At 36.3% G+C, this 26,547-nt stretch carries 26 protein-coding genes and 1 other RNA gene; 3 read left to right on the top strand and 24 right to left on the bottom strand.

Translation table 11 applies throughout. The features are described from left to right. Positions 1-15: 15 nt before the first annotated feature. Positions 16-1,296 carry a 3-phosphoshikimate 1-carboxyvinyltransferase gene (gene aroA / locus P0N36_RS02170; protein ID WP_275841166.1) on the top strand — a complete coding sequence of 427 codons (1,281 nt, stop codon included), beginning with the start codon at positions 16-18 and terminating at the stop codon, positions 1,294-1,296. Positions 1,297-1,387: 91 nt separating this feature from the next. Here aroA and ssrS read toward each other — a convergent pair. The 8 genes from ssrS to P0N36_RS02210 form a co-directional block, all read right to left on the bottom strand. Next, positions 1,388-1,563: non-coding RNA, 6S RNA (ssrS, locus tag P0N36_RS02175), on the bottom strand. Between the two features lie 78 nt (positions 1,564-1,641). Continuing rightward, on the bottom strand, positions 1,642-2,319 hold the full coding sequence (locus P0N36_RS02180) for an RluA family pseudouridine synthase (protein WP_275841167.1): 678 nt from the start codon (positions 2,317-2,319) through the stop codon (positions 1,642-1,644). Between the two features lie 5 nt (positions 2,320-2,324). Then, positions 2,325-3,980: a nucleoside kinase gene (locus tag P0N36_RS02185; RefSeq protein ID WP_275841168.1), complete on the bottom strand. Its 1,656-nt coding sequence runs from the start codon at positions 3,978-3,980 to the stop codon at positions 2,325-2,327. An 11-nt stretch (positions 3,981-3,991) separates the two neighbouring features. Next, positions 3,992-4,774, bottom strand: coding sequence for a Nif3-like dinuclear metal center hexameric protein (locus tag P0N36_RS02190; protein ID WP_275841169.1), 783 nt, complete (start codon positions 4,772-4,774; stop codon positions 3,992-3,994). Continuing rightward, positions 4,761-5,450, bottom strand: coding sequence for a tRNA (adenine(22)-N(1))-methyltransferase (locus tag P0N36_RS02195; protein ID WP_275841170.1), 690 nt, complete (start codon positions 5,448-5,450; stop codon positions 4,761-4,763). The genes P0N36_RS02190 and P0N36_RS02195 overlap by 14 nt, the downstream gene beginning before the upstream one ends. 121 nt (positions 5,451-5,571) lie before the next feature. Further along, entirely contained in the window at positions 5,572-6,696 is a 1,125-nt protein-coding gene (gene rpoD, locus P0N36_RS02200; RefSeq protein ID WP_275841171.1) for an RNA polymerase sigma factor RpoD, read from the bottom strand. A 40-nt stretch (positions 6,697-6,736) separates the two neighbouring features. Next, positions 6,737-8,500, bottom strand: coding sequence for a DNA primase (gene dnaG / locus P0N36_RS02205; RefSeq protein ID WP_275841173.1), 1,764 nt, complete (start codon positions 8,498-8,500; stop codon positions 6,737-6,739). 136 nt (positions 8,501-8,636) lie between these two features. Next, a complete protein-coding gene (locus tag P0N36_RS02210) occupies positions 8,637-9,644 on the bottom strand; it encodes a deoxyguanosinetriphosphate triphosphohydrolase (protein ID WP_275841174.1) in 1,008 nt (335 codons plus the stop codon). A 283-nt stretch (positions 9,645-9,927) separates the two neighbouring features. Here P0N36_RS02210 and P0N36_RS02215 point away from each other — a divergent pair, with 283 nt between their 5' ends. Then, positions 9,928-10,356 (top strand): DUF3783 domain-containing protein, encoded by a 429-nt coding sequence (locus P0N36_RS02215; protein ID WP_275841175.1) that lies wholly within the window; start codon positions 9,928-9,930, stop codon positions 10,354-10,356. A 64-nt stretch (positions 10,357-10,420) separates the two neighbouring features. On the opposite strand, the gene P0N36_RS02220 is transcribed toward P0N36_RS02215, so the two are convergent. Next, positions 10,421-11,224, bottom strand: coding sequence for a hypothetical protein (locus tag P0N36_RS02220; protein ID WP_275841176.1), 804 nt, complete (start codon positions 11,222-11,224; stop codon positions 10,421-10,423). A 175-nt stretch (positions 11,225-11,399) separates the two neighbouring features. Between P0N36_RS02220 and P0N36_RS02225 the strand changes: the two genes are divergently transcribed. Beyond that, the gene (locus tag P0N36_RS02225) at positions 11,400-13,151 is read left to right on the top strand and encodes a M3 family oligoendopeptidase (protein ID WP_275841177.1); all 1,752 of its coding nucleotides are present in this window, start codon (positions 11,400-11,402) and stop codon (positions 13,149-13,151) included. Positions 13,152-13,217: 66 nt separating this feature from the next. Here the strand turns inward: P0N36_RS02225 and P0N36_RS02230 are convergent, their stop codons facing one another. The 15 genes from P0N36_RS02230 to rluF form a co-directional block, all read right to left on the bottom strand. Beyond that, complete coding sequence (locus P0N36_RS02230; RefSeq protein WP_275841178.1) at positions 13,218-14,846, bottom strand: putative manganese-dependent inorganic diphosphatase; 1,629 nt, start codon at positions 14,844-14,846, stop codon at positions 13,218-13,220. 86 nt (positions 14,847-14,932) lie between these two features. Continuing rightward, a complete protein-coding gene (locus tag P0N36_RS02235) occupies positions 14,933-15,196 on the bottom strand; it encodes a TfoX/Sxy family DNA transformation protein (protein WP_275841179.1) in 264 nt (87 codons plus the stop codon). Between the two features lie 202 nt (positions 15,197-15,398). Then, complete coding sequence (locus tag P0N36_RS02240; protein ID WP_275841180.1) at positions 15,399-16,064, bottom strand: HAD family hydrolase; 666 nt, start codon at positions 16,062-16,064, stop codon at positions 15,399-15,401. Between the two features lie 49 nt (positions 16,065-16,113). Next, a complete protein-coding gene (locus tag P0N36_RS02245) occupies positions 16,114-17,049 on the bottom strand; it encodes an AEC family transporter (RefSeq protein ID WP_275841181.1) in 936 nt (311 codons plus the stop codon). Between the two features lie 134 nt (positions 17,050-17,183). Continuing rightward, positions 17,184-17,381: a cold-shock protein gene (locus tag P0N36_RS02250; RefSeq protein ID WP_125138068.1), complete on the bottom strand. Its 198-nt coding sequence runs from the start codon at positions 17,379-17,381 to the stop codon at positions 17,184-17,186. A 231-nt stretch (positions 17,382-17,612) separates the two neighbouring features. Beyond that, a complete protein-coding gene (locus P0N36_RS02255; protein WP_275841185.1) occupies positions 17,613-17,810 on the bottom strand; it encodes a cold shock domain-containing protein in 198 nt (65 codons plus the stop codon). A 258-nt stretch (positions 17,811-18,068) separates the two neighbouring features. Next, complete coding sequence (locus P0N36_RS02260; protein WP_275841186.1) at positions 18,069-19,025, bottom strand: 1,4-dihydroxy-2-naphthoate polyprenyltransferase; 957 nt, start codon at positions 19,023-19,025, stop codon at positions 18,069-18,071. Next, positions 19,015-19,707, bottom strand: coding sequence for a response regulator (locus P0N36_RS02265; protein WP_275841187.1), 693 nt, complete (start codon positions 19,705-19,707; stop codon positions 19,015-19,017). Before P0N36_RS02265 ends, P0N36_RS02260 begins: the two co-directional genes overlap by 11 nt. After that, the gene (locus P0N36_RS02270) at positions 19,670-21,250 is read right to left on the bottom strand and encodes a Spo0B domain-containing protein (protein WP_275841188.1); all 1,581 of its coding nucleotides are present in this window, start codon (positions 21,248-21,250) and stop codon (positions 19,670-19,672) included. The genes P0N36_RS02265 and P0N36_RS02270 overlap by 38 nt, the downstream gene beginning before the upstream one ends. After that, positions 21,250-21,633, bottom strand: a complete 384-nt coding sequence (locus P0N36_RS02275) for an FMN-binding protein (RefSeq protein ID WP_275841191.1) — start codon at positions 21,631-21,633, stop codon at positions 21,250-21,252. The genes P0N36_RS02270 and P0N36_RS02275 overlap by 1 nt, the downstream gene beginning before the upstream one ends. Positions 21,634-21,655: 22 nt before the next feature. Further along, positions 21,656-22,636 (bottom strand): polyprenyl synthetase family protein, encoded by a 981-nt coding sequence (locus P0N36_RS02280; RefSeq protein WP_275841193.1) that lies wholly within the window; start codon positions 22,634-22,636, stop codon positions 21,656-21,658. 100 nt (positions 22,637-22,736) lie between these two features. Next, on the bottom strand, positions 22,737-24,650 hold the full coding sequence (locus tag P0N36_RS02285; RefSeq protein WP_275841194.1) for an NAD(P)/FAD-dependent oxidoreductase: 1,914 nt from the start codon (positions 24,648-24,650) through the stop codon (positions 22,737-22,739). Between the two features lie 182 nt (positions 24,651-24,832). Then, on the bottom strand, positions 24,833-25,033 hold the full coding sequence (locus tag P0N36_RS02290; protein WP_442957179.1) for a YwbE family protein: 201 nt from the start codon (positions 25,031-25,033) through the stop codon (positions 24,833-24,835). A gap of 22 nt (positions 25,034-25,055) precedes the next feature. Then, positions 25,056-25,625, bottom strand: a complete 570-nt coding sequence (locus tag P0N36_RS02295; RefSeq protein WP_275841197.1) for a hypothetical protein — start codon at positions 25,623-25,625, stop codon at positions 25,056-25,058. Positions 25,626-25,670: 45 nt separating this feature from the next. Continuing rightward, positions 25,671-26,408 (bottom strand): 23S rRNA pseudouridine(2604) synthase RluF, encoded by a 738-nt coding sequence (rluF, locus tag P0N36_RS02300; RefSeq protein ID WP_275841199.1) that lies wholly within the window; start codon positions 26,406-26,408, stop codon positions 25,671-25,673. Positions 26,409-26,547: the final 139 nt, after the last annotated feature.

The following is a 26,547-nucleotide window of genomic DNA, read 5'->3' on the forward strand; positions in this document are numbered from 1 at the left end:
TATGAGGAGGTTTTTATGCATATTCAACCTGTAAAACAACTAAAAGGTACATTAAAAGTACCGGGGGACAAGTCAATATCCCACCGTTCCATTATGTTTGGAGCCCTTGCAAAAGGAACAACTACAGTCGAAGGTTTTTTAACCGGTGAAGACTGTATGTCAACCATTGCTTGTTTCAGACAAATGGGCATACTCATAGAACAAGCTCAGGATAAAGTGACCATCCAAGGTAAGGGCCTTTATGGATTAACCAAACCGGATTCTGTTTTAGATGTTGGCAATAGTGGTACTACAATGCGTCTAATGTCCGGCATATTATCCGGACAGGCTTTCGAAGTTGAAATAACCGGTGATGCCTCAATTAGAAAACGACCTATGGACCGTATCATACGTCCACTAACTTCTATGAATGCAAACATCCGCAGTTTATCCGGTAACGGTCTTGCGCCTTTATTAATAAAACCAAGCATACTAAAGCCTATAAACTATGTTTCTCCGGTTGCAAGCGCTCAAGTAAAGTCTTCTATACTACTGGCTAATCTTTATACCGGTTCAACTTCAACCGTGAATGAACCCACACTCTCTAGAAACCATTCCGAAATTATGCTCAATCATTTTGGTGCCAAGATAGAGATCAAAGGGTCATTGGTAACCAGCTATCCAATCAAGGAATTGTTCGCTAATCATGTGGTTGTACCCTCTGACATTTCTTCTGCAGCTTTTTTTATGGTCGCCGGTCTTATCTGTCCAAATAGTGACCTTCTACTAAAGGATGTTGGTGTTAACCCTACTCGAGACGGTATTATTCATGTACTTAAAAATATGAACGGTTCTATTGAAATAATTAATGAACGTACTGTCAACGGCGAACCTATTGCAGACCTTCACATCAAGTCCAGCAAACTTATAGGAACGGTAGTTGAAGGTGATATTATTCCTACGTTAATCGATGAAATACCTGTTATTGCTGTGGCTGCAGCCTATGCTGAAGGTAGGACAACCATTAAAGATGCCAGTGAGTTGAAAGTAAAAGAAACCAATCGGATTGATACCATGGTCTGTGAACTAAAAAAGATGAACATCCATATTGAAGCAACAAAAGATGGAATGGTTATCGTTGGTGGTAACCGGATACAGGGCGCACAGGTGAAAAGTTATGATGATCACAGGGTAGCTATGTCCTTGGCTATTGCAGCACTTGGTGCAACGGGCAATACAACCATTGAAAATAGCTCTTGTATTGCTATATCCTACCCTAATTTCGAATCCGACTTAAGCGCACTTACCCTTCATTAACCACATTTATAAAGGTGCTAAACCCTATATTTGAACTAAAAAATAACTGTTACTTCCTAGTCTTTAGGAAGCAACAGTTTATTTTTTTAAATGATTACCCGAAATGCCGTTCCCCGGATTTTGATCCCTAGCTTCGGCTAGGTGGGTATCCGCACTATGCTTTCCGTCTTCCATTCAAGAAGGCTTGACGTCCAACATAAAATATAGGATTCCCAATGTTACTATGTAGGTTCAAAATACAGGTTTCTCCGAACACCCCAGGAAGTATCTTTCTTTTACTCATTATACCATCATGAGCCGTCAAAATCAAATGATACGGCATATTCAGACGATTAAGATAACTTATTATAAAGTTTCATAATCATCTTCACCTTCAAAGAAAATATCAAATGGATAATCCTTGCTAATATGCTTAAATAACAATATTCTGCCCGTCATTGGATGTTCGATTTGAAGTTTATAGGCCTGTAGTCCAATATCAACCCAGACACATTTTTTAATCGGATTGTACTTCGTATCACCGACTATGGGTAATTTATGATGTGCCATTTGAGCTCTAATCTGATGATGCCTTCCTGTTTCCAATTCAATTTCCAATAAACTTAAGGTTTTTCCATCAACCACTCTTTTTTTCAAGCACTTGTATGTTAATGCGGCTTCCTTAGCCTGTGGGACCTGCTTTGAAGTAACGATTGTCCTATTACCTCTAACTTTTTGAAGATAATCTACTAACCTTACCTCTTTTTTCGCTTCCCCTTCAACAACAGCCAAGTACTTTTTTGATAGACATGATTTCTGTACAAAGGCTTTGTTGGCCTCAGATGATTTTGTCAGCATCATTATCCCGCCGACGGGCCGATCCAGTCTTTGAATCAATCCTAGTTTTATATTCTTCTTTTTAGAACACACATGTCGAAATACTTCTTCATATATGTTTGTATCTCCTGTTAAATCCGGTTGACTTGGCATGCCTTTTTCTTTAATAACAACGATTATATGTTCATCTTCATAGAGTATTTTCATTATGGTTACCTGAAATTAGAGCCACCGATAAACTCTCTGATGATAGAGTTATTCGGTATACTCTCACTAGATATCCCTAGAAAATAATCCAAGAATTTAATCAATCTTTTGGCCTCTAAGTATTCCGAGCTTCCTCTATGAACATTGAATAATAAAGGTTCTGCATATTGTTTCAGAACCGATAATTCATAGATAAGAGATGAGTTAAACATGGCGTCCGCCTCCTCTTGGAAGGGAAAAATATACTGTTCTTCACCATTTCTTACAGATGGCCACATCCCAAGTGTTTTTGTTGCAGAGGCGCCTCTATATTGATTGTCTCTAACCATGCGTCTAAGTAACCTAGCATCTGTTGTCGGAACCCGATTGTGATTGTCAATGTTTAATTGGGTTAAGGCACTTATATAGATTTTATATTTGTTTTCTTCAGGTATCGCTGAAGATAACTTTGGATTTAAACCATGTATACCCTCAATAACCAATATTGTATTGTCTTCCAACTTAAGGGTGTCACCTTTATACTGCCTTAATCCGGAAATAAAATCAAAAACCGGCATAGATACAATATCACCATTTAAGAGTTGGTGCATGTCATAATTAAACTGAGCCACATCCAACGCTTCAAGACATTCAAAATTATAGTTTCCATTTTCATCTAAAGGTGTATCGTCTCGATTAACAAAATAGTTATCTAAAGATATAGGCTTTGGTTTTAACCCTAGCGACCTAAGTTGTATCGATAAGCGATGAGCAAAAGTTGTTTTCCCGGATGATGATGGACCGGCAATAAAAACAAACTTCTTGTGCTTAATATCTTTCATTATACGGTCTGCAATTCTACCAATCTTTTTTTCCATTAGTGCCTCTTGTACCATAATAAGTTCATTCATATTGCCTTGTGAAATGACATCATTAAGATCACCAACTGTGTCAACCTCCATCAAGTGCCCCCAATCAGTTGCATTTTTCAGGGTCTCAAATAGCATTTGGTCTGGTTCAAAATGAGCTGCCTTACTTGGATCTTTAAAGTCAATGAATTGTAAAATCATGCCACCTTCATAGGGATATAAATCAAATACTTTTAGATAACTTGTGTCTGGTACCATATAGCCATAAAAATAGTCATAAAAATCATCAAAACGGTATAAATTAACATTGGACACTCGGCGATACTTAAACAGTTTCACTTTATCTTCCATAAACTGATTTCCAAAAATTTTGATGGCATAATCCGTTTTGACCGTTTCCTTAACAAAGGGCAAACCGAGATTAATAAGCTCAATCATTCTTTCCTTGATTTTTGTCAACGTATCTGATTTCAAAAGTCTTTTTGGTTCGATTTCACAATAGAAGCCATAGTTGATTGAATACTGAACAATAACTTTGATATGTTCTTCATGACCAATAACATCATGTGCCGCCTTGATCATGACAAAAGACAGACTGCGTTGATATGTTCTAAATCCATCCTTGTTTAAGATATCTAGAAACACAACCTTGCACGGCTCTTTGATTTTTTGATTCAACTCACTAAGCTTACTGTCAACAACAGCTAATACGATGGGTGTTTGAAACTGAGATTGATATACAGATGCCAGTTCTAATAAAGTGGTCCCCGCCTTTACTTCTACTTCCTCATTCATCACGTTGATCTTAATCATATCATTCATCCCTATACCTCGCAGTTTTTTATTGGGTTGTTTAAATAATTGTCCTTGCTTAAGATAAGACTTTTGTCCATATGTTCTAGTAACAGTTCATACATAAGTTCTGTAACCATTACTTCACTACCATAGTGCGTGACATCAATAACACTGTATCCAGATTCATAAACCCACATAGCATCATGATACTTTAGATCACCTGTTAAAAACACATCCACTTCTTCAAACATATCTTTTCTTAGAAGAGACATACCACTTCCTGTTACAAACGCTACCTTATTAATGATTTTCAAATCTTCCCCAACATACTTTAGATTGGGTGTTGATAAGCGATTCCCCAAAAACGCAGTATATTCTTTTAGATTCATTGGTTTCTTCAAGCTGCCAGATAAGGTATAACCCTGGCTATCTATTAACATTTCAGTAATATGCTCTAAATCTATTTTGTTCCCAAAATAGCGATTTAATCCATTAGCAGCTCGGTCCATATTGGAATGTGCCACATACAGCGCTATATCATGACGAATCAATTCCTGTATTTTATAACCGGAAACCGTGTCATCACAGATACTCTGAATTGGTGTATATATTAAAGGATGATGTACAAAAAGCATATCGACATCATCTTTTATAGCACCTTTTATCACATCTATGGATGCTTCTAAGGCAACCCTAATATGTTTTATATCCTTCTGATATTTACCGATTTGAAGACCGCTTGGATCTCCAGGCTCAATGGCTTCCATAGGGATGACATTTTCTATTATCTTAATAATCTCATTTAGTTTCATGATGCCTCCTTAGTTTTACAATTGTCTCATATTTATCTTTTAGAACAATGCTTCTTCCAATTGTACTTTTTGTATCTATCGTATTTAGACGCTTTATGACTTTTTCTAACTTATTTTTTTCTGCCTCTAAATAAGCCAAAAAAGTATCCGTACCTTCTTCCATCAACTTTTTCCCATACTCATATTCTAGATCAGTATAGACCTCTTGGCCTTGTTTACACTTAAGAATTGTATAGTATTTTTCTTGATCTATAATCATTTTTTCTTCAATAATCCTATACCCCAAAGTATGAACTGTTCTTCTGACATGGGGTACATCCAAATGAGGTGATAGAATTAGGTCTTTTACATAACTGAGCTTTTTCTTGGATGTCATTAATATGTTGCCAATCAAAATGCCACCCATCCCTGCTATAACAACAGCATTCACATCCATAGGCAACCGTTCAAGACCCGGCGATCTGATTGCAATGACTTGACTTTCCAATCCATAAGACATTATATTTTCTCGCGCCTTCATCAAAGGTCCTTCATTGATGTCCATAGCATAAGCTTTAGATACTTGGTTGGTTTTGACAAGTGCTATAGGCAAGTAGCCATGGTCTGTTCCTATATCGGCAACAATAGAATTATGAGGTACCATTTTTGCTATAGCCTGTAAACGATCTGATAACATTGTCATCCCCCCTTTATTTTGCTATTTGATAATTAGTTCTGACTCCTTAACCATACCTTCAAGAAATGAAAGGTCTTGGTCTTGGAGATATCCCCAAAACCAAGACCTTAGACCATACATTTTATTCCAAGTAATCTTTTAGTTTACGACTGCGGCTTGGATGTCGCAACTTCCTTAAAGCTTTGGCTTCAATTTGTCTGATACGTTCCCTTGTCACATTAAACTCTTTGCCAACTTCCTCAAGTGTTCTTGCACGCCCGTCATCCAAGCCAAATCTTAACCTTAAGACCTTTTGTTCTCGGTCTGTTAGAGTATCAAGCACTTCAACCAGTTGCTCTTTTAGTAAGGTAAAAGCTGCTGCTTCTGCTGGAACAGGTACATTATCATCCTGAATAAAGTCACCTAAGTGACTGTCTTCTTCCTCACCTATTGGTGTCTCTAAAGAAACAGGTTCTTGTGATATCTTAAGAATTTCTCGAACTTTTTCAACCGGCATGTTCAGTTCTTCACCAATTTCTTCCGGTAACGGATCTCTTCCTAACTCTTGAAGAAGTTGTCGAGAGACACGAATCAACTTGTTAATGGTCTCAACCATATGGACCGGTATACGTATGGTTCTAGCCTGGTCGGCTATGGCTCTTGTAATGGCCTGTCGTATCCACCAAGTCGCATAGGTACTGAATTTATAGCCTTTTCTATAATCGAATTTTTCCACCGCTTTAATCAGACCTAAGTTGCCTTCCTGAATAAGATCTAAAAACAGCATACCCCGCCCTACATAACGTTTTGCAATACTAACCACCAACCTCAAGTTGGCCTCTGCTAAACGTTGTTTTGCTTGAATATCACCATCTTCCATTCTTTTGGCAAGATCGATTTCTTCTTGAGCCGTTAAGAGACTTACTTTCCCAATCTCTTTTAAATACATGCGGACAGGATCATCGATATTAATACCATCCGGCAAGGATAAGTCCAGTTCAATTTCTTCTTCTTCCTCTTCTTCTTCGATAACTTCATCCTCATCGGATACCATACCTAAAACATCGATATCATTTTTGTCAAGAAACTCATAAATAAGCTCAATTTGGTCCGGTGTTAACTCAAGAGACTTGAAATGTCTTTCAATCTCCGCATATTCAAGAACATCTTTTTTTTCTCTTGCCATATTCAATAATTCCGCAAGCTTCTCTTGAAACAATGCTATATCCTCTTCAGATGTTTCAACTTCAGGTTTATTTTTAGCCATTTTTTCAATCCTTTCCTTAATCTTATAGATTATGGTTGGTTCAATCAAGTGATATATTTAAGCTATCTAGCTGTCTTTTCATGTTGATCATCTCTTGTAACTGCTTCGGGTCATTCACTTGTTTGGATAGTTGCTCTATATGTTGCCGCTTGATGATTTGAATGTTCTCTCGAATCATTTTTTCAAACTGTCCAGCGTGTTCAATGGGCATGTTATTGTTAAATACATTTGCAATCATATTCTGTTCTTCTATGGTATCAAACTGTTGAATCAAACTTGCTGGCTCAATGGTTTCATCCTTTTCATAGGCTTCCATAACCATTTGTGCCATTTTTCGATATGTGTTATCTGAAAATGCCTCCGGCGTAATTAATTCTTTTATGGCATTGTAGACTTTTTGATGACTTGTGATTAATGTTAACATGTTTTTTTGGGCCCTCATGATAACATCTTTCGAATCCCTACTTGTTGTCCCATCGTTTTGGTCTTTAGGCTGACTGGTTATACCAATGTTTTTTCCAATCTTTCCCAGAAGACTTTCCATTGCACTTCTTTTTATATTATATTTATCTACCACAGCATCCAAGTAGTTCTCTCGTTCGATTTCATTCTCCAGAGTTAATATCTTTTTAGCCAAAGCATAGTCAAAATTGGTTCGACCTTCCGGGTCTTTTAGGTTATGAGATTTTTCTAGTTGCCTAATTTCAAACATGAAGCTGGGTTCTGCTCGTTCTATCAAATCTAAAAATCCTTGAGCACCAAATAACTCGATATACTCATCTGGATCTTTGGCACCTTCGACACTTAACACTCTAACACTGATGCCTGCCTTCTTCAGTATGGGAATCGCTCTTAGTGTGGCGTTTATACCTGCGTCATCTGTATCGTATGCAATCACCACTTCTTCTGCATAACGTCTAATCAAACTGGCGTGTCCGGTTGTAAAAGCTGTGCCTAAGGATGCAACGGCTGTAGTAAATCCCGCCTGATGCAGAGCAATTACATCCATATACCCTTCTACGATTATCAATTTTTTATTACGTGTCATTCTGGCAATATTCATGCCATATAGATTGCGGCTTTTATCAAAAAGCTTGGTTTCTCCTGTATTTAAGTATTTTGGATTACTATCACCTAATACACGGCCACCAAAACCTATTACTCTGTTATGAACATCAAAGATGGGAAACATAAGACGATCAAAAAAGCGATCATAATAAGCCTCCTTTTTCGTCTTTTCTTTTGCTGTTAATCCTGCTTCAAAAAGTTCTTGATCTGTATAACCTTTACTTTTCAAATACTTATAAGTGTCATCTCTGAAAAAGTTAGCATACCCTAATCCGAATTTTTTTCTGTTCATTTCATCTATACCTCTTTTTTCAAGGTATTGAATGGCTTTTTTCTTAGGGTCGTTCATCATTTGATAGTAATAATATCTAGCAGCTTCTTTATTAGCATCTAACAGTCTTTGCTTAAAGCTCAATTCTTTTTTCTGAGCTTCTGAATACTCCATTTCCGGTAATTGAATATGAGCCCTGTCCGCTAATGCTTTTATTGCTTCAACAAAGTTGTAATTCTCATACTCCATAACAAAGGTATATACGTTGCCACCGGCACCGCATCCAAAGCAATAATACATCTGCTTGTCTTCACTAACAGAAAAACTCGGAGACTTTTCATTATGGAAAGGACATAGACCAAAATGAGAACTACCTTTTTTTGTTAGATGGACATACTCTGCTACTACATCAATGATATTGTTTTGAGTTCTTATTTCTTCAATCAACTCTTCTGGATAAAGCATCCTTTTGACCTCTTTTTCTGCCCGTGTACGTATCTATTTTGTCGTACCTAAGTAGTTTTCGACAAGTCTATCAAATTTCCTTTATTTTTCTTTGGTCTTTTTAATATTTGAGTAAAGTCTCAACATTAAGATTCATTCAATCTTTCCATGATGATGGTATAAATAACTCTGTAAAAGTGTTGATAGCATAACGATCTGTCATTCCGGCAATATAATCACACACCACACGATCAAGGGTATCTTGTTTGTTATCAATACGTTCCAAATATTCATAAGGGAGAAGATGCTCCCGTTCTTTAAAATATAAGAAAAGTTGCGTCAACATGTTAATAGCTTTATTCTCGTGTTCCTTGGCTTTAGAACCGATATACACATTTTCAAACATGAAAACTCGCAATTCTTGCATGGCTTCCATCATTGTAAGACTCATAACAACATCGTTTTTATCAATACTGTTATCAACTATATCGTGAATCATATTATTAATTCTTTGTCTCGCCGTTTGACCGAGTACATCTAAATAGGCTTTTGGTATGTCATCTGCCATTAGAATCTTTGCACGAATGGCATCGTCAATGTCATGATTAATATATGCGATCTTATCTGATAATCTTATGATCTTACCTTCTAGTGTACTTGGTTCGCCCTTTGTTGGGTGATTCAATATACCGTCTCTTACTTCCCATGTCAAGTTTAGACCCTTGCCTTTATTCTCCAACATCTCAACAACCCTTATGCTTTGTTCATAATGTTTAAAGCCAAGTTCACATATGTTGTCTAGGGCACGCTCTCCAGCATGGCCAAATGGCGTATGTCCTAAATCATGACCAAGGGCTATGGCTTCTGTCAAATCTTCATTTAACCTTAATGCTCTTGCAATGGTTCTACCAATCTGAGCAACTTCTAAAGTATGGGTTAATCTGGTTCTATAATGATCACCTTCCGGTGAAATAAACACTTGCGTCTTATGCTTCAACCTTCTAAATGCCTTTGAATGAATAATCCGGTCTCGATCTCTCTGAAAATCCGTTCTTATATCACAAGGTAACTCTTCCGTCTCTCTGCCGGCTGAATTTTTCGAAAGCACGGCATATTCACTTAAGAACTGCTCTTCAAAATTCTCCTGTTGCTCTCTAAGGTTCATTTTGTACCTCCTGTTTATGACTTTGATTCATAAAATAGTTGGTTAAGGTATCAAAACTTAGTTTTGACCCTTTAACCAGGGTTGAATCTATAAAATTCTATCTATTTTATAATATACTTCATAAAAGGTGATTTTCCTTTAAATTTTCATTAATATCTGTTTTTTTTATTATATGAGGCTATTATTCTGAAATAAAATGTAATCCTTATGGTCATGAAGTCTTTTTTTCGGTATAATAGAACTTTCCTTAACTATTAACAGACTCAACACGAAAGGATACATTATGGCTTTTGAAAAAATAGATTATAACAACAATAATAGACCGGAAGGTAAGACTTGTCTTCTGGTCTATGGGTATGATGAAACTGCATTGGATAAGATTAAGAACTATGCCTCTAATTATGACATATTTGAGCTTGTGCTTGTAACACCCACAACAATGGGTAATGCTTTGGAGAGGCTTATCAACCATACTGATAAACCAACTTTCGGTATTGAGTGGGTCGATACTCAAGCCATTGTCCTTAATGCTGTCTCACCTCAAGAATTAAATGACTTTGTTCGCAATTTCAAAACATTAGGCCTACCACGTCCCCTATTTGCCGTTGTTACACCTCTTTCCATTAATTGGCCATTTAACGAGCTTCTAAAAGATTTGCTAGATGAACGGGCAATGATTGCCTCAAAGCAAAAACAATCTAAAAAAGATTAGAATCTTTAACCAAACATAAAAAAAGATGGCACCTGACATTTAAGTCAAAGGCAGCCATCTTTTTTTATTTGCTTTCTCTATTTTCATTGATTTGATCATAAATAGTTTCACATGCACCATTAATCAAAGCCGGTGGCGCATCAGGATTTTGATTTTTGACCTGTACCTTGATTTTATCAATGATTGCAAAATACATTGCAGGGTCATCAAAATCTTCTTCCTTAATGCCACTTAATCCAAACAAACCTTCTTCTGATTTTGTATTGAAGTAGTTTGCTACCAATTGATGATGCAACTGTTCTTTTGTTTCTCCCTCAGCTTTTGCAACATCTATACCTTTTCTGGTATGAACAGCAATATATGTAAATATACCACCCATAATAACCAATACGGAAGAAATCATGATTTTGTTAAACCCACCGATTTTTATGACCTCCATATAGTTTAATAGGCCAAGTATGATCGCCAATATTCCTACAATACCAAACGTGTATACCGTTGATTTCATTTCGCTGACCTTGCCTTTTACATCAACTGTCTCTGCTTCGTACTCATCAAAATAGAAATCATCTTCCTTAGTTTCTTCCATATGTTCACGTATATAGACTTTAACGTATGTCATAGCAGATTCATATTCTTTTTCTCCAACCTTTATGACCAAGTTATCCTCTACTTGAACCGTTTCCACTTTTTCTATACCCGAGTAAGTGAGATACCTTAACAATTCTTCTGAATCATCGGGCTTGACCGCAATCAAATCTCTCATATAGGTATGGTTTTCTAAATCCGGTACCAGATCTATGTTACAGTCTACACATTGTGCTATATGGTCTTCATATTCTGTTTTACATTTCGGACACCAAGGCATACGAAACCTCCTTCTTTGAATTAGCCATTTTGCTCCCATGACCGCTAGATTAATTATAGACCATTCCTTCTTTTTTTAAAACCCTCTATTTCATAAATAATTCCGATATGTTACAATTTAGTCGTTACCCATCTATGGTTAACGTTTCAAAAATATATATTATAAGGAGAGGCCTATGAAACAGTGGAATTTAGATGTCTTATACACATCTTTTGAAGATCCCAAGCTAACCACAGACCAAAATACCGTTCACCAACTCATGGAAGAAGCTCAGAATTACATAAATGAGGATTTAAAGGGTCCAAAACCAATAGAGGAAAAAATACTCAGATATTATCAACTTATGGATGCTTTAGAAGCCATTCTCGAGGCATTAGGCAACTTTGGCCAACTCATCTACTCTGTAGATACAAAAAATTCAAAGGCCTTAAAACTCATCGAAACCGTAGAGGGATATGACCCTATACTCACACTCGTTACTGTTGGTTTCAAGAAATGGTTAGGTAGAGTATCTGATTTAGAGACAATTATAAATAGCACACCTCAGTTAAAACCTTATGCGTTTGCAATTCTAAATGCACGAGATGAAGCAAAGTATATGTTAAGTGATGCTGAGGAGTCCCTGCTTTCCCATATGCGCAATACAGGGTCCAATGCATGGAGTAAGCTTCAGGAAGCAACCCTCGCCTCTCTAACGGCCTCTGTGGATGGAGATATCTTGCCTATATCCATTGTTAGAAGCCTCGCTTATGATCAAGACAGTGAGAAGCGGCGTCGCGCTTACGAGGCAGAACTTGAATCTTACAAACGAATAGACACCATTTCTGCTGCTGCATTAAATGCAATCAAAGGTGAAGTTATAACTGTGGCACAAAAACGTGGTTACGCTTCACCTCTTGAAATGACTCTAAAAAATGCCCGAATGGATCAAGAAACACTTGATGCCATGATGACCGCTATTTCTGAATACCTACCCCATTTTAGGGCATATCTTAAGAAAAAAGCAACAATGCTCGGCCATGACCATGGCCTACCCTTTTATGATTTATTTGCCCCAATAGGTAATGTTCATATGACATATACATATGAAGAAGCACAAGATTTCATTATTTCAAATTTTTCAAGTTATAGTCATGTTCTCGGCGACTATGCCAAAAAAGCCTTTGAAATGGATTGGGTTGACCCTTTCCCAAAGGAAGGTAAAGCTTCCGGCGCTTTTTGTAGCAATATTCACTGTGTTTCCGAAAGCCGTATCATGGCTAATTTCAACAACAACTTCAACGATGTTAGCACTTTGGCCCATGAACTTGGCCATGGTTACCATGGTGAATGTCTTAAAGACGAGGTCCAAACCAACAGTGACTACCCTATGCCTTTAGCAGAAACTGCCTCTATCTTTTGTGAAACCATAGTTAACAATGCCGCTTTGAACCATGCTACCCAAGATGAAGCCATCGTCATTATTGAGAATGCAATAATGAGCGCTTGTCAAGTCATCGTTGACATCTATAGCCGCTATCTTTTCGAAACCGAACTTTTCAAACAACGCAGCATTGCTTCTCTCTCTGTTAAAGAGTTGAATACCTTGATGCTAAATGCACAAAAAGAAGCTTATGGAGATGGATTAAACCATGATTCTTTACACCCTTATATGTGGGTTTGTAAACCTCATTATTATTCTGCTGATTATAACTTTTACAACTTCCCCTATGCTTTTGGCTTATTATTTGCAAAGGGACTATACGCCATGTACCTTGAAAATCAGGAAGGCTTTATACCTAAGTATGATGAACTTCTTAAAGCAACCGGTTCAAACAATATCAAAGACGTTCTATCCATTGTTGGTGTCGATGCCCACAGCCCTGATTTTTTTAGAGCTTCACTTGAGTTAATCAAAAAAGACATCGATTTATTCTTGACTTATTAATCACCTACTTTTAAAAAAACGACGTATTACTCAAGATCTTAACTTGAATAATACGTCGTTTTTTGTCTATAATTTAGCCGCTTTCATTAGGTTCGGCACCACTTGTTTTTTCCTCGAAAATACATTAGGCAAGAAGATGCTGTTTTCAGTTGACTGTACTTTGAAAGCTTGTTCTACAATCCACTTGGCTGGTCCCACAGCTATAAGCTCAGTACCACCCATAACAACGTCCGTTACCAATAGCACAACCAGATCCACTTCCTGATCATCGCTCATATTACGCATCGCTTGTAACACTTCATCATATACTTTGAAAAATCCGTCAAAGTCACTGGTATTGGTTTGAGCTATGATGACCCTATTATCTCCAAAGGTGAAACGTTTAAGGTCTGTGGTTAAGATTTCCATAGCCGTCAATCCTTCAAGATCTGCACCTGCATGAATAAGTTGCATGCCGTACATTTGAATATCCACACCTGCTATTTTTGCAAGTTTATTGGCCATCCCTTCATCTACTTCTGTAGATGTGGGCGATTTAAACAGCAATGTATCTGATAAAATGGCACTCAACATTATTTTTGCCATCTTTTTATCTATCTTTACTTGTTTTTCTTCGTATATCTTAGCTACAATCGTAGATGTACATCCAACGGGCTCCACTCTAAAATACAAGGGCCCCATAGTCTGGATATCTGCCACCCGATGATGATCTATGACCTCCATCAGATGAATGTCTTCTATACCATCAATAGATTGTCCCTTTTCATTATGATCTACCAAAATAGCTTTTTTCTGTCTAGTTTCAAACAAATCACCTTTTGAAATCATACCTTTGATAAAACCATTTTCATCGACAACAGGGAATCGTCTGAATTTTGAGGTCAACATATTTCTTTTAACATCTTCAATGGTCTCATAAGTTGAAAAATACTCTAGATTATCTTTTTTAACCACACTTTTTATAGGTGCTGTTTGATTAATGATCTTTAATAAGGCGCACAAAGACTTATCCGTTATCAATATCGATCTGGTTTCTTTCACATCAATCTGTAAGGCCTCTTTATCTACTATATTAGCAAGAACAAGTAGGCCTACCTCTATGCCTTCTGTCTTACCGCTGATATAGGTCTTAACATCACAAAAGAGAATGTCCTTCTTACAAAATTCTTCCTCTTCTTGAATATCATCAAATAGAATAATTCTACCTGTAACATTACCTGTCGGCTTTTTACCATAAAATACCTCTAATGATAATTCCGAGATAAGATTGCTATAAGGTGTACCAGTATCTTTTAAGAAATTCTGTCCTTCCATAGACATATATAAGGGTAATATATCTGAAATAGAAACAACACCAATTAAATGTTCGTGAACACCTACAACAGGAATCGACCGCCCCACCTGTGTAACGATGGTTTCTAAGGTTGATTTTATGGAAGTCGCCTCTTTTACAAAACCAACTTGGTTGATCTCAAGATCCGTTACATGTGGCTTTAAATGATGTACAACTTTGGGTACCTCATGGTCAACCTGTTTCAAAACAAACTGGGTTTCCTTATTTGGTTCACCCAGTAAAACCGGAACATATTCATGACTTGAATCTATCTGATTCTTTAGATTCGCATAAGCAATAGCAGAACAAGTCGAATCAGTATCCGGGTTTTTGTGACCAAAAATATAGACGATTTCTCTCAAATAAAACCACCTCCATTATCAACTCAAATACAGTCATTCGTAACATTTTCACTTTTATATGGACGCACTATAACAACAATCCACCATCATCCATTCACATCCAAACACCTTTCATCAAAAGATTGTTTCAGCTTCATCTTTTCTTCATGTTGAATGTTATGCCATCGTACGCCTCGTATTGCACCTTCAAGTGCAAACAGTTTGTTGATACAGTCCTGATCTTTCTGATAAAGAAGATAGGTTGCTTCAACACTTCCAATTTCTCTTAACTTTTCTGCTTCGTGAATACCAACTTCATTTAACAAGCTCTCTAATTTTGGTCCAATATTTACCAGATTCGATACTCTCATAATTCTTACCTCCAAAATACATTCAAAATTTAGTCGACTATTAGGCCCTAGCCTTTAAGTTCTTATTCGTCTGTACTTAATGGTAAATAAAAATTAATTAAACGCACTAAATACACCCTTATTTTACAACTTATGACTGAAAAATAAAGTTGTCCCTCAACAACTCATTATCATTATGCCATAAGAAAGTATTTTTCTCAAGCTAGCTTGTCACTTTTCTTACAATATCCACAATCTCCTCTGGTTTGTTCACCAAATAAGTCGGATTTAAGGCCTTCAATACCTCTGGTTTTCTAAATCCCCAAGAAACAGCAATCATGGGAACACCGGCTGCTTGCGCTGTTTGAACATCAATTTCCGTATCACCGACAAAGAAACAGCGATTTTTCTGAATCTCAAAGTCATCTAGAAGCGCCATAACTTCTTGGTAATCCGGTTTCCTTTTCCTTATTCCGTCATCACCAATAAGTCTAAGAAAGTCATACTGTCCCAAATGATGTTCTACAATTATCTTGGCCATACGTTCATTTTTATTGGTATGTATTACCATTTTTACATCCATGTCAACAAATGCATCTAACATGTCGTAAATGCCATGATAAGGTACTAAATCCTTGTCAAAATGTTCATTATAGGATGCCAACATCTGCTTATAGTAGCTTGTAACCAAAGCAGCATCTCTATGGGTTTCCGGTAATGCTTTAAAGACAAGTCTTTCAATACCTTCTCCTAAAAATTCAAAATAAGTTTCTGTACTATGGGTTTTTAACTGGTTTGCTTTCAATACCAAATTCATTGAATATGCAAGACCTTCAATCGAATCTACAAGTGTACCGTCTAAATCAAATATTATCATTACGTTTTCCATTGGTTCCTCCTGTTCTATTCATAAATGTTAATTGGTCGTCCAAATGATTTTATGTGTATAAACCCACAATCATAATAAGTATAGGAATCGTTAGAACCATCATAAGTGTAGACAAGAATACAGCTTCTGAAGCCTCAAGGGTATTTCCTTCATATTGTCTTGCCATGATGACGGTGTTGGTACCTATGGGCATACCTGACAGGATGATTGGGACCCACAAACCATAACCGGTCAACCCAATAGATGACAGAACAAACCCTACGCCTAAAGGGAAAAGAATCATCCTTATTAAACTCAGCAAAAAGATTCTATAGTTCTTAAATATTGTTTTTAACTGAACACCAAATAAAGATGCGCCTACCACAATCATAGCTAAAGGCGTTGTAATACCTCCTAGTACATCTGATATATTCAAGATTGTGCTTGGTAGTTTCCATCCTGTTAAAAAAGAAGTGATGCCAATGAGTGTTGCAATAATGCCGGGATTCATGAACTGCTTTACTGACCATTCTATTTTATGATTTTTATTTTTATCAGAAAGGATAAGATAAACGCCAAGTGTATAAAGGAGTAAGTTAAAAGGGATATTAAAAATGGCCGCCATAAATAAGGCATCCTCACCAAGAAGCGCTATGATCATAGGGAAGCCTATGAAACCAACATTACCGAAAATAACCATGAATCTATAAAGTCCCTTACTACCTATTGGTACCTTTACTAATTTGGTTAAAACCGGCGCCATTCCAATAAGAATGATATAGGTAAGAAATGTAGCCAAGGCAATATCATAAAGATCTGAAAGTTTTGTTGTTGCTGTATTACCAAGAGAAGCTATAATCATGGCAGGCATGGTCACATAAAAAATTAGGGATGAAAAGTTTTTTATACCCTCATCAGTAATGATATGCTTGCTTCTAAGAACATAGCCTAGAAGCATAATAAAAAATAAAATAATGACCTGAGTAATAACGAGAGAGAAATCCATAAGTGCCCTTTCTATTTTTAGCCTTGAAGAATTAGAAGATTGACTTCGTCATACCATATAACTTATTCATTCAAATGTTGAGAATAAGAAAAGACCTGGAGCAAAGCTCCAGATCTCGTATTCATCTAAGTAGATTAAGCTACTGTGATGTTTTCTGCTTGTGGGCCTTTAGCGCCTTCAGCTACATCAAAGTTAACTGCTTGTCCTTCTTCTAGTGATTTGAATCCGTCTTTTTGAATTTGTGAATAATGTGCAAACACATCATTACCAGCTTCTGTTGTGATGAATCCAAAACCTTTGTCTGCGTTAAACCATTTTACTGTACCTGTCATTTTAATGACCTCCGAATTTTTATTTCCTCATTATCATTGTGGTAAAATTACATCTTAAAATAAAAATTCAAAATCAAGTCATATATGGTTTTAAATGTTTTATTTGAAAAGGATACTTCTTTTACTTAAATAATACAAGGTTCTATATAAGCATATAGTATTTCCTGAAAATTGCAAGCTTTTTTTATAAAAAAGACCTGAAGACAAGTCTTCAGGTCTTGATAGGTTTAATTAAGCTACTGTGATGTTTTCTGCTTGAGGGCCTTTAGCGCCATCAACTACATCAAAGTTAACTGCTTGTCCTTCTTCTAATGATTTGAATCCGTCTTTTTGAATTTGTGAATAATGTGCGAACACATCATTTCCATCTTCTGTAGTGATAAATCCAAAACCTTTGTCTGCGTTAAACCATTTTACTGTACCTGTCATTTTAGTGACCTCCGAATTTTTATTTCCTTACTATCATTTGGTAAAATTGCATCATTCAATAAAAATTCAAAATCAACTTGTACATGGTACATGGTCTTGATAATTTTTATAATTTGATTCATTTACTAACAATACAAGGTTCTCCTTAATAATAAAGCATTTTGAAAAAAAAGCAAGCCTTTTCCCATTTTTTCTTTGTAAAACTTAATATTTGATATTTATATATAGTTTTGCGTATAATATTATAAATAAATATGTCTATGCTAACATAGATACTATAATACTTAGAAATATAGAAGCCACATAACTTCCTGATATTACTACAAAGTTTTTCACAGAGACAACGAATGTCTTGGCCTTATTCTGCTCCTTCAAAAACTCTTTTACGCCCTTATACACTGGAAAAATAGTTAAAAAAACTAATAAAGTTGAAATAGGCAGCCATTTCATTATAATGCCAATCAACATACTAAAATAGGACAGCCCAACCAATAGAACAAATAAATGGATGGCGTTATTTTTACCTATATAAGCTGGCAGTGTATAGCGCCTATTAATTAAATCGTCCTCCATATCACAAATATTATTGGCGAGCATTATGTTGGCAATCAAAAATATAAGGGGCGCTGCAATAAATATAATGATGATGATTTCTTTCATATTAATTGCCAAATGAAAAGTCATATACTCCATATAGTAATTAATATAACCTCTTTCAAAAATCTGAATATAATTTGTAATGAAAAATATAAGCCCACCCATCATTGTACCTGATACCACTTCGCCAAGGGGTGTATGAGATATGGGGATCGGCCCATAAGAGTATAAAACGCCAACACCAAAGGCAAGGATGCCTATTACTAGTACTACCCAATCCGTTAAAAGAAATAGAGCAAAACCGAAAAGAGCACCAATCACTAACAATATACCAATGGTTAATATGACCTGTTTTTCTGTAAGCCTGTCTCTAACAATTGCGTTGTGGCTTTCATAGTTAAAGCCCTCTTTTAGAATCGCTTTTTTGTAGTCCCAATAGTTATTAATGGTTGTTGTTGCCATATCCACACATAACATACTCAAAAAAAACAATCCAAGTCTTAGTAGATCAAATTCACGGTATCTATAGTAGCAAAAGGCAACCCCTGTTAAAAAAGGCAACACACTTGCTACTTTTGTCTGTATTTCCACGAGCTTAAAAAAAGAGCTAATTTTCATTTCTACCTCCAACGAAGCGATAAAGATTTTTAGGTCGACCTACGCCACCATATGCAAGTTCCAAAACAACAATCCCATCATTCTCCATCTCTTCCAGATACCTACGAGCTGTTATTCTGGAAATCCCTAATGTTTTGGCAATTTCAGAAGATGTGTAGCTCTGATCCGGATTTTTTTGCAAAAAACCCATTATGTTTTCAAATGTCTGATTCGTACTTTCTTCATAGATTGGATTTTTATTCAAACGCATTAATTGATCAATATTCTCTTGATCCATCATAATTATACTATGAAGCTGCGCTTTTTTTGTCAAATATCTTTTTAATGCTTCTTGAAATCGACTAAATCTAAATGGCTTAATCAAATAATCAACCGCGCCAAACCGCATAGCCTTTTCAAGTGTTTCTGATCTATTATCTGCGGTAATAAGTAGGGCATCTATAGCCCTCTCTTGCTGCCTTATCCACTTTAGAAGATCTATACCTAAGCCACCTGGCAAATATATATCCAATAGTACAAAATCAATGGCTGTAGATTCAATAAAGCTTTTTGCATTTGTGTAATCAGAAGCCACACCAACTAAAGTATACCCTTTTATTTTTTTCAGAAACTCTGTCAGTATGCGCTGAATCATTAAATCATCTTCAACGATCAATACTTTTATCTCTTGGGATATTGACACACCATCTCACTCCTTCATCATATACATAATCAATAATGCCTTCTGCATTGTCTACAATACTTCTAACCAGATATAAGCCGTAGCCTCGATTGTTACCTTTTGTTGAAAATCCTTTTTCATATATATGAGCCAAAGCTTCTTCATCTACCGGAGGACCCGAATTATATATTTCCATAATAAAGTGGTCTTGATTGCTATCTAAAAAAATAATGATTTTCTTTTGAACGCCTTGATTAACCGCATCCATTGCGTTTTCAAGTAAATTACCAATAATTGAACAGGCTTCTTCTGCATTTAACTCCGTCGGTAAACCATCTACAAATGAATCCTGATCAATAACAAAGTCTATCTTGTTTTCTGACAATAATGCGTACTTGGTCAACAGTAAGCCGGCAATTTTATTATCTCTTATATGTTCACTTAGAAGGTGATTAAACCTACTATTTTTTGACGCTAGAGTGTCAATATAATCTAAAACTTCTTCATGCTCGCCTAACTGTAATAAACCAGATATGGTTTGAAGTTTATTCATAAATTCATGATTCTGAGCTCTTAAAGAATCCACCAAATGTCTATAGTCTGTCAACTCCTCCGCTAGGGCTCTGACTTGTGTCAAATTTTCCAAACTGGCAACTGCACCAATTACTTGATTGTTACTGTCATGCATGAGACATAAGCTAATTAAGATTCTTGTTTTGTTTGGTAAAAACAATTGCTCATTTGCTATATCAGACTCTGTTCGAATGGCATCTAACATATAGTCATATATTGGTGTTTGTGATAGATGTTCTATTGAACACTTATCATCTATAGGTAGATTCAACATCATTTGAGATTTCTTATTACAAATAAGGACTTCACCTTTTTGATCTATGGCTATAATACCCTTTTCAATGCTGTGCAAAATCAACTCCCGTTCACTAACCAATAGGGCTATTTCTTTTGGTTCAAGTCCAAAGATAGATTTCTTTATATCCATCGCTAGATATAAAGCCAAAATAACCCCAAGGACCATACCTATAACCAATGCATACTCGATATTTTCTCGATGGGTTTCATTTTCTTTCTGAACTTCATCGGTTAATAATCCCACAAGTACCGCACCTACTTGTTCATCTTTATAATATATTGGATGAAAGGCTCTTATTGCAGAAATAAGCTCATTATTATCGGCGGATATATAGGCCTTGCCTTCATTTAGAACCCCTTCTTCACCGCCATTTTTATACGGCTTATATAGACCGCTTTTATAGGGATAGGCATATTGTATGCCCTCCATATCCATTATTATAATGTACTGATACCTTGTCAGTACTCTTAATCTTTCAATTTGCCTTTGAATGGATCCATCTTCTCTTTTTTCAGACAACTTCTGACCAAGCTCAGGCAATTTCGCAATAACCACAGCCATGTCACTTGCCGCACTCCCCATATGTTGTTCCATAGAAGCTTTCAGTTGATGATTTGCTACTAGAGATATTAAGCCAATTACTAAGATAATGGCCGTTGTCACAACAATCATGATTTTATAATGTAGCTTCATTATTCCTCCGCCACCTTTGCTTGTTCAAGGGCTTTTTTTACGGCATCAATCAAGGCTTCACTTGTATAAGTCGCACCTGATACAATATCCACATCCGTATTATTTTTTTTTATAATGGCCTTAGGTAATTTTTCAAAAACCACATTCGCCAATAATTCCGGCTCCTCATGATCTAATATCTCAATATTGGTTATATGACTATGATCCACCGTAACACTGACTCTAAGGTTACTGTAATAACCCTCTGTCTCGTTAATATATGTTCCCGGTATGAAAATGGGCTCTTTTTCAGTACAGCCCGTTGCCATAATCATCATAACTATGAGAAAAAAGGTTAATGAGAAGAAACCCCTTAACCCTCTTGTTTTTTTTGTATACACCATTATCGCCTCTTTTTCTTCTACCTTAGTTCATCCGACTCAATAAAGGAGGAATCATGTCTTTAAGTATTGTTTTAGTATCGCCTTTAGGTAACTTATCCAATAAAGCCATGGCTCTCATATGATACTTATTAGCCAAAGCCCTTGTTTGTTCAACACCACCTGTAAGCTTGACCGCTTCAAACATTTCAATTAGGCTATCATCATCCATATCTTGGCCCAACAACGTTTTTAGTCTTTCGGAGTAATGATTTTCTTTTTGAAGTGCAAAGATGATTGGCATGCTATAGTAGCCGCGACGTACATCCATTTGAACTTCCTTACCCACCGTTGTCGTATCTCCTTCAAAATCAAGAAGATCATCTACAAGTTGAAAAGCCATTCCTATCTCATAGCCAATTCTACTGAGAATCTTGACATCTTTCTCATCGGCGCCTGCATAGTATGCGCCCGAACTCATCGCTACAGAAAACAATGCAGCCGTCTTACCTGATACCATCTTAATGTATTTGTAAGGTGTAATCTTAACATTGTACCGCAACTGATTTTGTTTCATATCACCCAGACAAATTCTACTAACAACTTTTGCAAGGGCAATTGCAAGGGGTTTTTCAAGATCAAGGTTAGTAAGCATCAAAAAACATTGACTAAGCAAATAGTCGCCCATATAGACGGCATAGGATTGGCCATACTTGCCTTGTATAGAAGCTTTACCTCTTCGCATGGTTGCTTCATCAATAATGTCATCATGAATTAGGGTTGCAAGGTGTATGGTTTCTATAGCCGTTGCCAGTTTTATAATTTCAGACTCTCGCTCCATATAGGCTTCACCCATTCTACTTCCAACCAAAAGAAATGTAGGTCTTAACATTTTTCCACCAGTAGCCATTAAATAATCAAGAGATCCATTTAAAAAGGCATCACCTGAAGCCGTTTGAGATTTCATATTCTCTTTTACTTTTTCAAGTTGTAGAAACAAAGATGCTTCTGTTATTTTTGTATTCATATTATCACCACTTGTTTTATGTCATTTCTTAGATACTATAGGAACCGCTTTAGTTTAGGATGCAGGCCACTGGCCAGCATCCTACCCAAGCATTGTATTATTATGTGAATAAATACCATTTTTTAACAAAATTTAGTTTCATCCATTGTTTCTTCAAGAAGGGTAAGACATAATAGTCTAAACCAAATGTACTGCCACTGCCTCCAATCAATGCAAATCCGCCTGCAAGATACCATAACATCTCCACAGGTGCCATATTAGAAGACCAAATCATAATACCCATTATAATAGAACCAATAGATGCTAGTGCTGTAAATAGACCCAGTATAAGCGCACCACCGACTGCAATTTCACCAAGGATCATGGCTGTTTGAAAAACGGATGCCATGGCTGTAAAGTCTCCCGTAGATGTATAGAACATCATATCCATAGAAGCATCTACCATGTTCGTTATGAATTCCGGAACCGGAAGGGCCGCACCTTGGCTTAAGTTAAGCATCCAACTAACGGTATCTTCAACAAATTGTGGCAAGGGCAATGATGTTGTCCATACGATGGCTTCTGTCGCCTCTTCAACCCATGGTTCTGATGCCCCGGACGTTGGTATTTTTGCTGGTATCAAGAAAATATCATTTGGATTTTCCATGATTCTCGGTAATTTTGCAAGACCTTCTAACAACCATTTCAAACCAACAAACAACCTGAGTGGCACTAAGAAAAAATTAGGTGATCGTTTTGAAAAGTGCCCACCCAAAAAACTACGTCGGTCTTCAACATGGAAAAATTCATGCATCATATAAGTCCATGCTTTGTTAAATCCGGATACCTGTAAAAAATAAACCATATTAATCATGTGTTTAATCAACATCGCGATAAATCCGGAATATACCATTTGGTTTTTGGGCGAACCGACTTGAGCTACACCGTACTTACCACCGATGCTTACCATAGCACCATGAAACTTCGGTTTATAAGGTTTAAGAGGTTCTTTTTTAATCGTTGCTACTATATTTTGTGCAACCAAAGCAGATGAATGCTCAGCATTTTCAACCATCTGCGGTACAGGTTGTTCCTCACCTTCCGGAATGAAGAAGATGTTATCTCCTACCACAAAAACATCATCATGACTTTCAGATCTTAGGTACTGATCCGTTTGAACACGATTTCTTGGTCCTTTACTAAAATGCTCTTTTTTCAAAGTCCCCATCAAGTCGCTGCCTTCAACACCAGCGGCCCAAATAGTGGTATAGGTCGGAATAGGCTCTTTACCTTCTATGCTTATGCTGTTTCTATTTACTTCGATAATATTGGAATGGGTTAAGACTTCTACACCTAGTTTTTCCAAGCGCTTCTCTGTTTTATGAATTAATTTGTCTTTAAACATTGGCAACACTCTTGGTAACAAGTCAACTACCATAAGTTTAACTTCTTCCCTTGGTATGTTGAAATTAAAACATAATTTATCTGTCCATTCAGCGAGTTCACCAATCATTTCTATACCTGTGAAACCACATCCAACAACAACAAACGTTAGAAGGTGGGCTCTTTTATCAGGTGTCTTTTCTACACTTGCCTTACCAAAAGCTTCTAAAATATGATACTTAATCTTCAAAGCGTCTTCATAAGACCATAAGGTCAAAGCGTTTTCCTCTGCACCCTTACAACCATAGAAAGTTGGTTTCGAGCCTGTTCCCAGTACCAAATAATCATAGTTATAAGTATTCAAATCACCGGCTAATTCTTTCTTGTCAAAGTCGATGTTTTTAATCTCATCTAATACCACATCCACATTACGACCCTCAAAAATCTTATCAAGGTCAATTCTTATAGATTCTTCCGGTACCCGACCAGCAGCAACCTCATGTAACTCCGTCAACATAGTATGATATGTATTTTTATCAATTAATGTAATCTTTATATCTTCTTTTTTCTTGAATCTTCTTGCAAGCTTTTTAGCTGTGAGAATACCGCCATAACCTGCACCTAAGACCACGATGTGTTTTTCATTTCCCATTTTTTTTCGCTCCTATCCGTTTTATTCACTCAACTAAATATGATTAAGGTGTCAAATCTATATATTGTATGTGAATTTGGTGAAACTTAGTTTTGACCCTTTAACCAAATATACAAGTTTGACATTTATTTGTCAATATTACGGTCGTTTTAGTTCTTTTTGTTCTTTTTGTTCTTCGTTTGTCAGGAAACAATCATCTTAACCCTGCCGACAATACCATTTTCTAGCATGACTTTAATACCATGAGGATGATTTTTGGAATTGGTCAATATTTTCTTGACCACACCTTCCGTTAATTGACCACTTTTTTGATCCTGTTTCTGGACAACTTTCACAGTCATACCTAATCGAATTGAATCTCTTTCACTACCTTCCACAGGCATACCTCCTTTTTGTCGACAATGTTCATTTATCAACATAATGATAATAAATATTACCGGATTTTAATCGCAAATAATGTTTAATTTGGTAATTGAATCCATTGATATGAAAAAACCAAATAGAAAACATTTCCCACATAGCTACCCAAGCACCAATGTAAAGGCCTTCTGATAACAATTGTTCCAGAATCGGATTCTTAATTAAGTTGCTTGAAAAAACGGCGAATATTAACAAAATTACGCCTATTATAAAGAAAGTAAAGGTATTACGCATCTGGCGAAACCGTTGTGTTTTCACTTGACGAATACGATACCCAAAATAATTATGAATACCCTCTATACTTCTTTTTTCTCGATTGGCATCTTGTAGTGTTTTTAACAAGAAAAAGTTAATAGCCAAGTTCTTTTTCATGGGTATTTCATAAGAACATGACATCAAATATTCTAATAAGTCTTCGTCCATATCTCTATTCACAAAAGGTGAATAGTCCCATTCACTGTACACATCCCGATAATTGTCAAGATGCACATCTATATGATAGGTTTTTTCTTTTTTATCATAACGGTATATTGATTTTAGCATCTTTTCATTCATAAGTTCTCCCCAATCATTTCTAAGAAACTATACCATCGTATTGCTTTATTCTTTTAATGAAGCCTCTTCTGTTTTACTGGAACTTCTTATGAGTCGATTAATTTCTTTTATTTCACCCTGATCTAAATAACGCCACTGACCAGATTCGATGCCTCTAAGCTCAATATTCATAATTCTTATACGCTTAAGCTTCACAACCGTATAGCCAAAGACCTCACACATACGCCTGATTTGCCTGTTCAAACCTTGAACCAAAATAATTTTAAACCTGCTCTTACCAATACGTTCTATTTTACAAGGCTTGGTCTTTGTTTTTAGTATAGGAACACCACGTTCCATTTTCCTAATGAAGTCATCCGTTATTGGTTTGTCCACGGTTACAACATATTCTTTTTCGTGTTGGTTACCAGACCGTAGTATTTTGTTAACAATATCACCATCGTTGGTCATAAAAATTAAGCCTTCTGACATTTTGTCCAAACGACCAATAGGAAAAATGCGTTCTTTATAACCAATGTAATCCACAATATTAGTAGGGTCCTTCATATCCGTGGTACAGGTTACACCTACAGGCTTGTTAAAGGCCATATAAACCCTATCGGTTTTAGACTTTATGATTTCCCCCTCTATTGCTACACTGTCCTCATTTTCTACTTTTGAGCCTACCAGAGCGATCTTACCATTTATCGTAACCACGCCTTTTTGAATCAACTTATCGGCTTCTCTTCTAGAACAAGTACCGGATTCACTAATGTATTTATTCAGTCGCATTGAATCAGTCATATATACCACACCTTTAAATTTAGATTTCAATATATTTGGTTATTTTATCTCTTTTTTTATTATATCATGAATGGTTAAAGTGTCAAAACTAAGTTATACGTAGACATCATAAAAGAGTAGCAAAGGCTTTGCTACTCTT

The organism is Petrocella sp. FN5, from assembly GCF_029210395.1.
Lineage (GTDB): Bacteria > Bacillota > Clostridia > Lachnospirales > Vallitaleaceae > Petrocella.

Bases quoted from the DNA above. Each gene is read 5' to 3' on its own strand.
- P0N36_RS02235 (WP_275841179.1), bottom strand. From the start codon at position 15,196: ATGAGAGTATCGAATCTGGTAAATATTGGACCAAAATTAGAGAGCTTG.
- P0N36_RS02185 (WP_275841168.1), bottom strand. From the start codon at position 3,980: ATGATTAAGATCAACGTGATGAATGAGGAAGTAGAAGTAAAGGCGGGG.
- P0N36_RS02280 (WP_275841193.1), bottom strand. From the start codon at position 22,636: ATGAATACAAAAATAACAGAAGCATCTTTGTTTCTACAACTTGAAAAA.
- P0N36_RS02190 (WP_275841169.1), bottom strand. From the start codon at position 4,774: ATGAAACTAAATGAGATTATTAAGATAATAGAAAATGTCATCCCTATG.
- P0N36_RS02290 (WP_442957179.1), bottom strand. From the start codon at position 25,033: ATGCCTGTGGAAGGTAGTGAAAGAGATTCAATTCGATTAGGTATGACT.
- aroA (WP_275841166.1), top strand. From the start codon at position 16: ATGCATATTCAACCTGTAAAACAACTAAAAGGTACATTAAAAGTACCG.
- P0N36_RS02270 (WP_275841188.1), bottom strand. From the start codon at position 21,250: ATGAAGCTACATTATAAAATCATGATTGTTGTGACAACGGCCATTATC.
- P0N36_RS02240 (WP_275841180.1), bottom strand. From the start codon at position 16,064: ATGGAAAACGTAATGATAATATTTGATTTAGACGGTACACTTGTAGAT.
- rpoD (WP_275841171.1), bottom strand. From the start codon at position 6,696: ATGGCTAAAAATAAACCTGAAGTTGAAACATCTGAAGAGGATATAGCA.
- P0N36_RS02285 (WP_275841194.1), bottom strand. From the start codon at position 24,650: ATGGGAAATGAAAAACACATCGTGGTCTTAGGTGCAGGTTATGGCGGT.
- P0N36_RS02245 (WP_275841181.1), bottom strand. From the start codon at position 17,049: ATGGATTTCTCTCTCGTTATTACTCAGGTCATTATTTTATTTTTTATT.
- P0N36_RS02295 (WP_275841197.1), bottom strand. From the start codon at position 25,625: ATGAATGAAAAGATGCTAAAATCAATATACCGTTATGATAAAAAAGAA.
- P0N36_RS02195 (WP_275841170.1), bottom strand. From the start codon at position 5,450: ATGTTATCAGATCGTTTACAGGCTATAGCAAAAATGGTACCTCATAAT.
- P0N36_RS02215 (WP_275841175.1), top strand. From the start codon at position 9,928: ATGGCTTTTGAAAAAATAGATTATAACAACAATAATAGACCGGAAGGT.
- P0N36_RS02275 (WP_275841191.1), bottom strand. From the start codon at position 21,633: ATGGTGTATACAAAAAAAACAAGAGGGTTAAGGGGTTTCTTCTCATTA.
- P0N36_RS02260 (WP_275841186.1), bottom strand. From the start codon at position 19,025: ATGAAAATTAGCTCTTTTTTTAAGCTCGTGGAAATACAGACAAAAGTA.
- P0N36_RS02210 (WP_275841174.1), bottom strand. From the start codon at position 9,644: ATGAACCTTAGAGAGCAACAGGAGAATTTTGAAGAGCAGTTCTTAAGT.
- P0N36_RS02255 (WP_275841185.1), bottom strand. From the start codon at position 17,810: ATGACAGGTACAGTAAAATGGTTTAACGCAGACAAAGGTTTTGGATTT.
- P0N36_RS02250 (WP_125138068.1), bottom strand. From the start codon at position 17,381: ATGACAGGTACAGTAAAATGGTTTAACGCAGACAAAGGTTTTGGATTC.
- P0N36_RS02180 (WP_275841167.1), bottom strand. From the start codon at position 2,319: ATGAAAATACTCTATGAAGATGAACATATAATCGTTGTTATTAAAGAA.
- P0N36_RS02220 (WP_275841176.1), bottom strand. From the start codon at position 11,224: ATGCCTTGGTGTCCGAAATGTAAAACAGAATATGAAGACCATATAGCA.
- dnaG (WP_275841173.1), bottom strand. From the start codon at position 8,500: ATGCTTTATCCAGAAGAGTTGATTGAAGAAATAAGAACTCAAAACAAT.
- rluF (WP_275841199.1), bottom strand. From the start codon at position 26,408: ATGACTGATTCAATGCGACTGAATAAATACATTAGTGAATCCGGTACT.
- P0N36_RS02225 (WP_275841177.1), top strand. From the start codon at position 11,400: ATGAAACAGTGGAATTTAGATGTCTTATACACATCTTTTGAAGATCCC.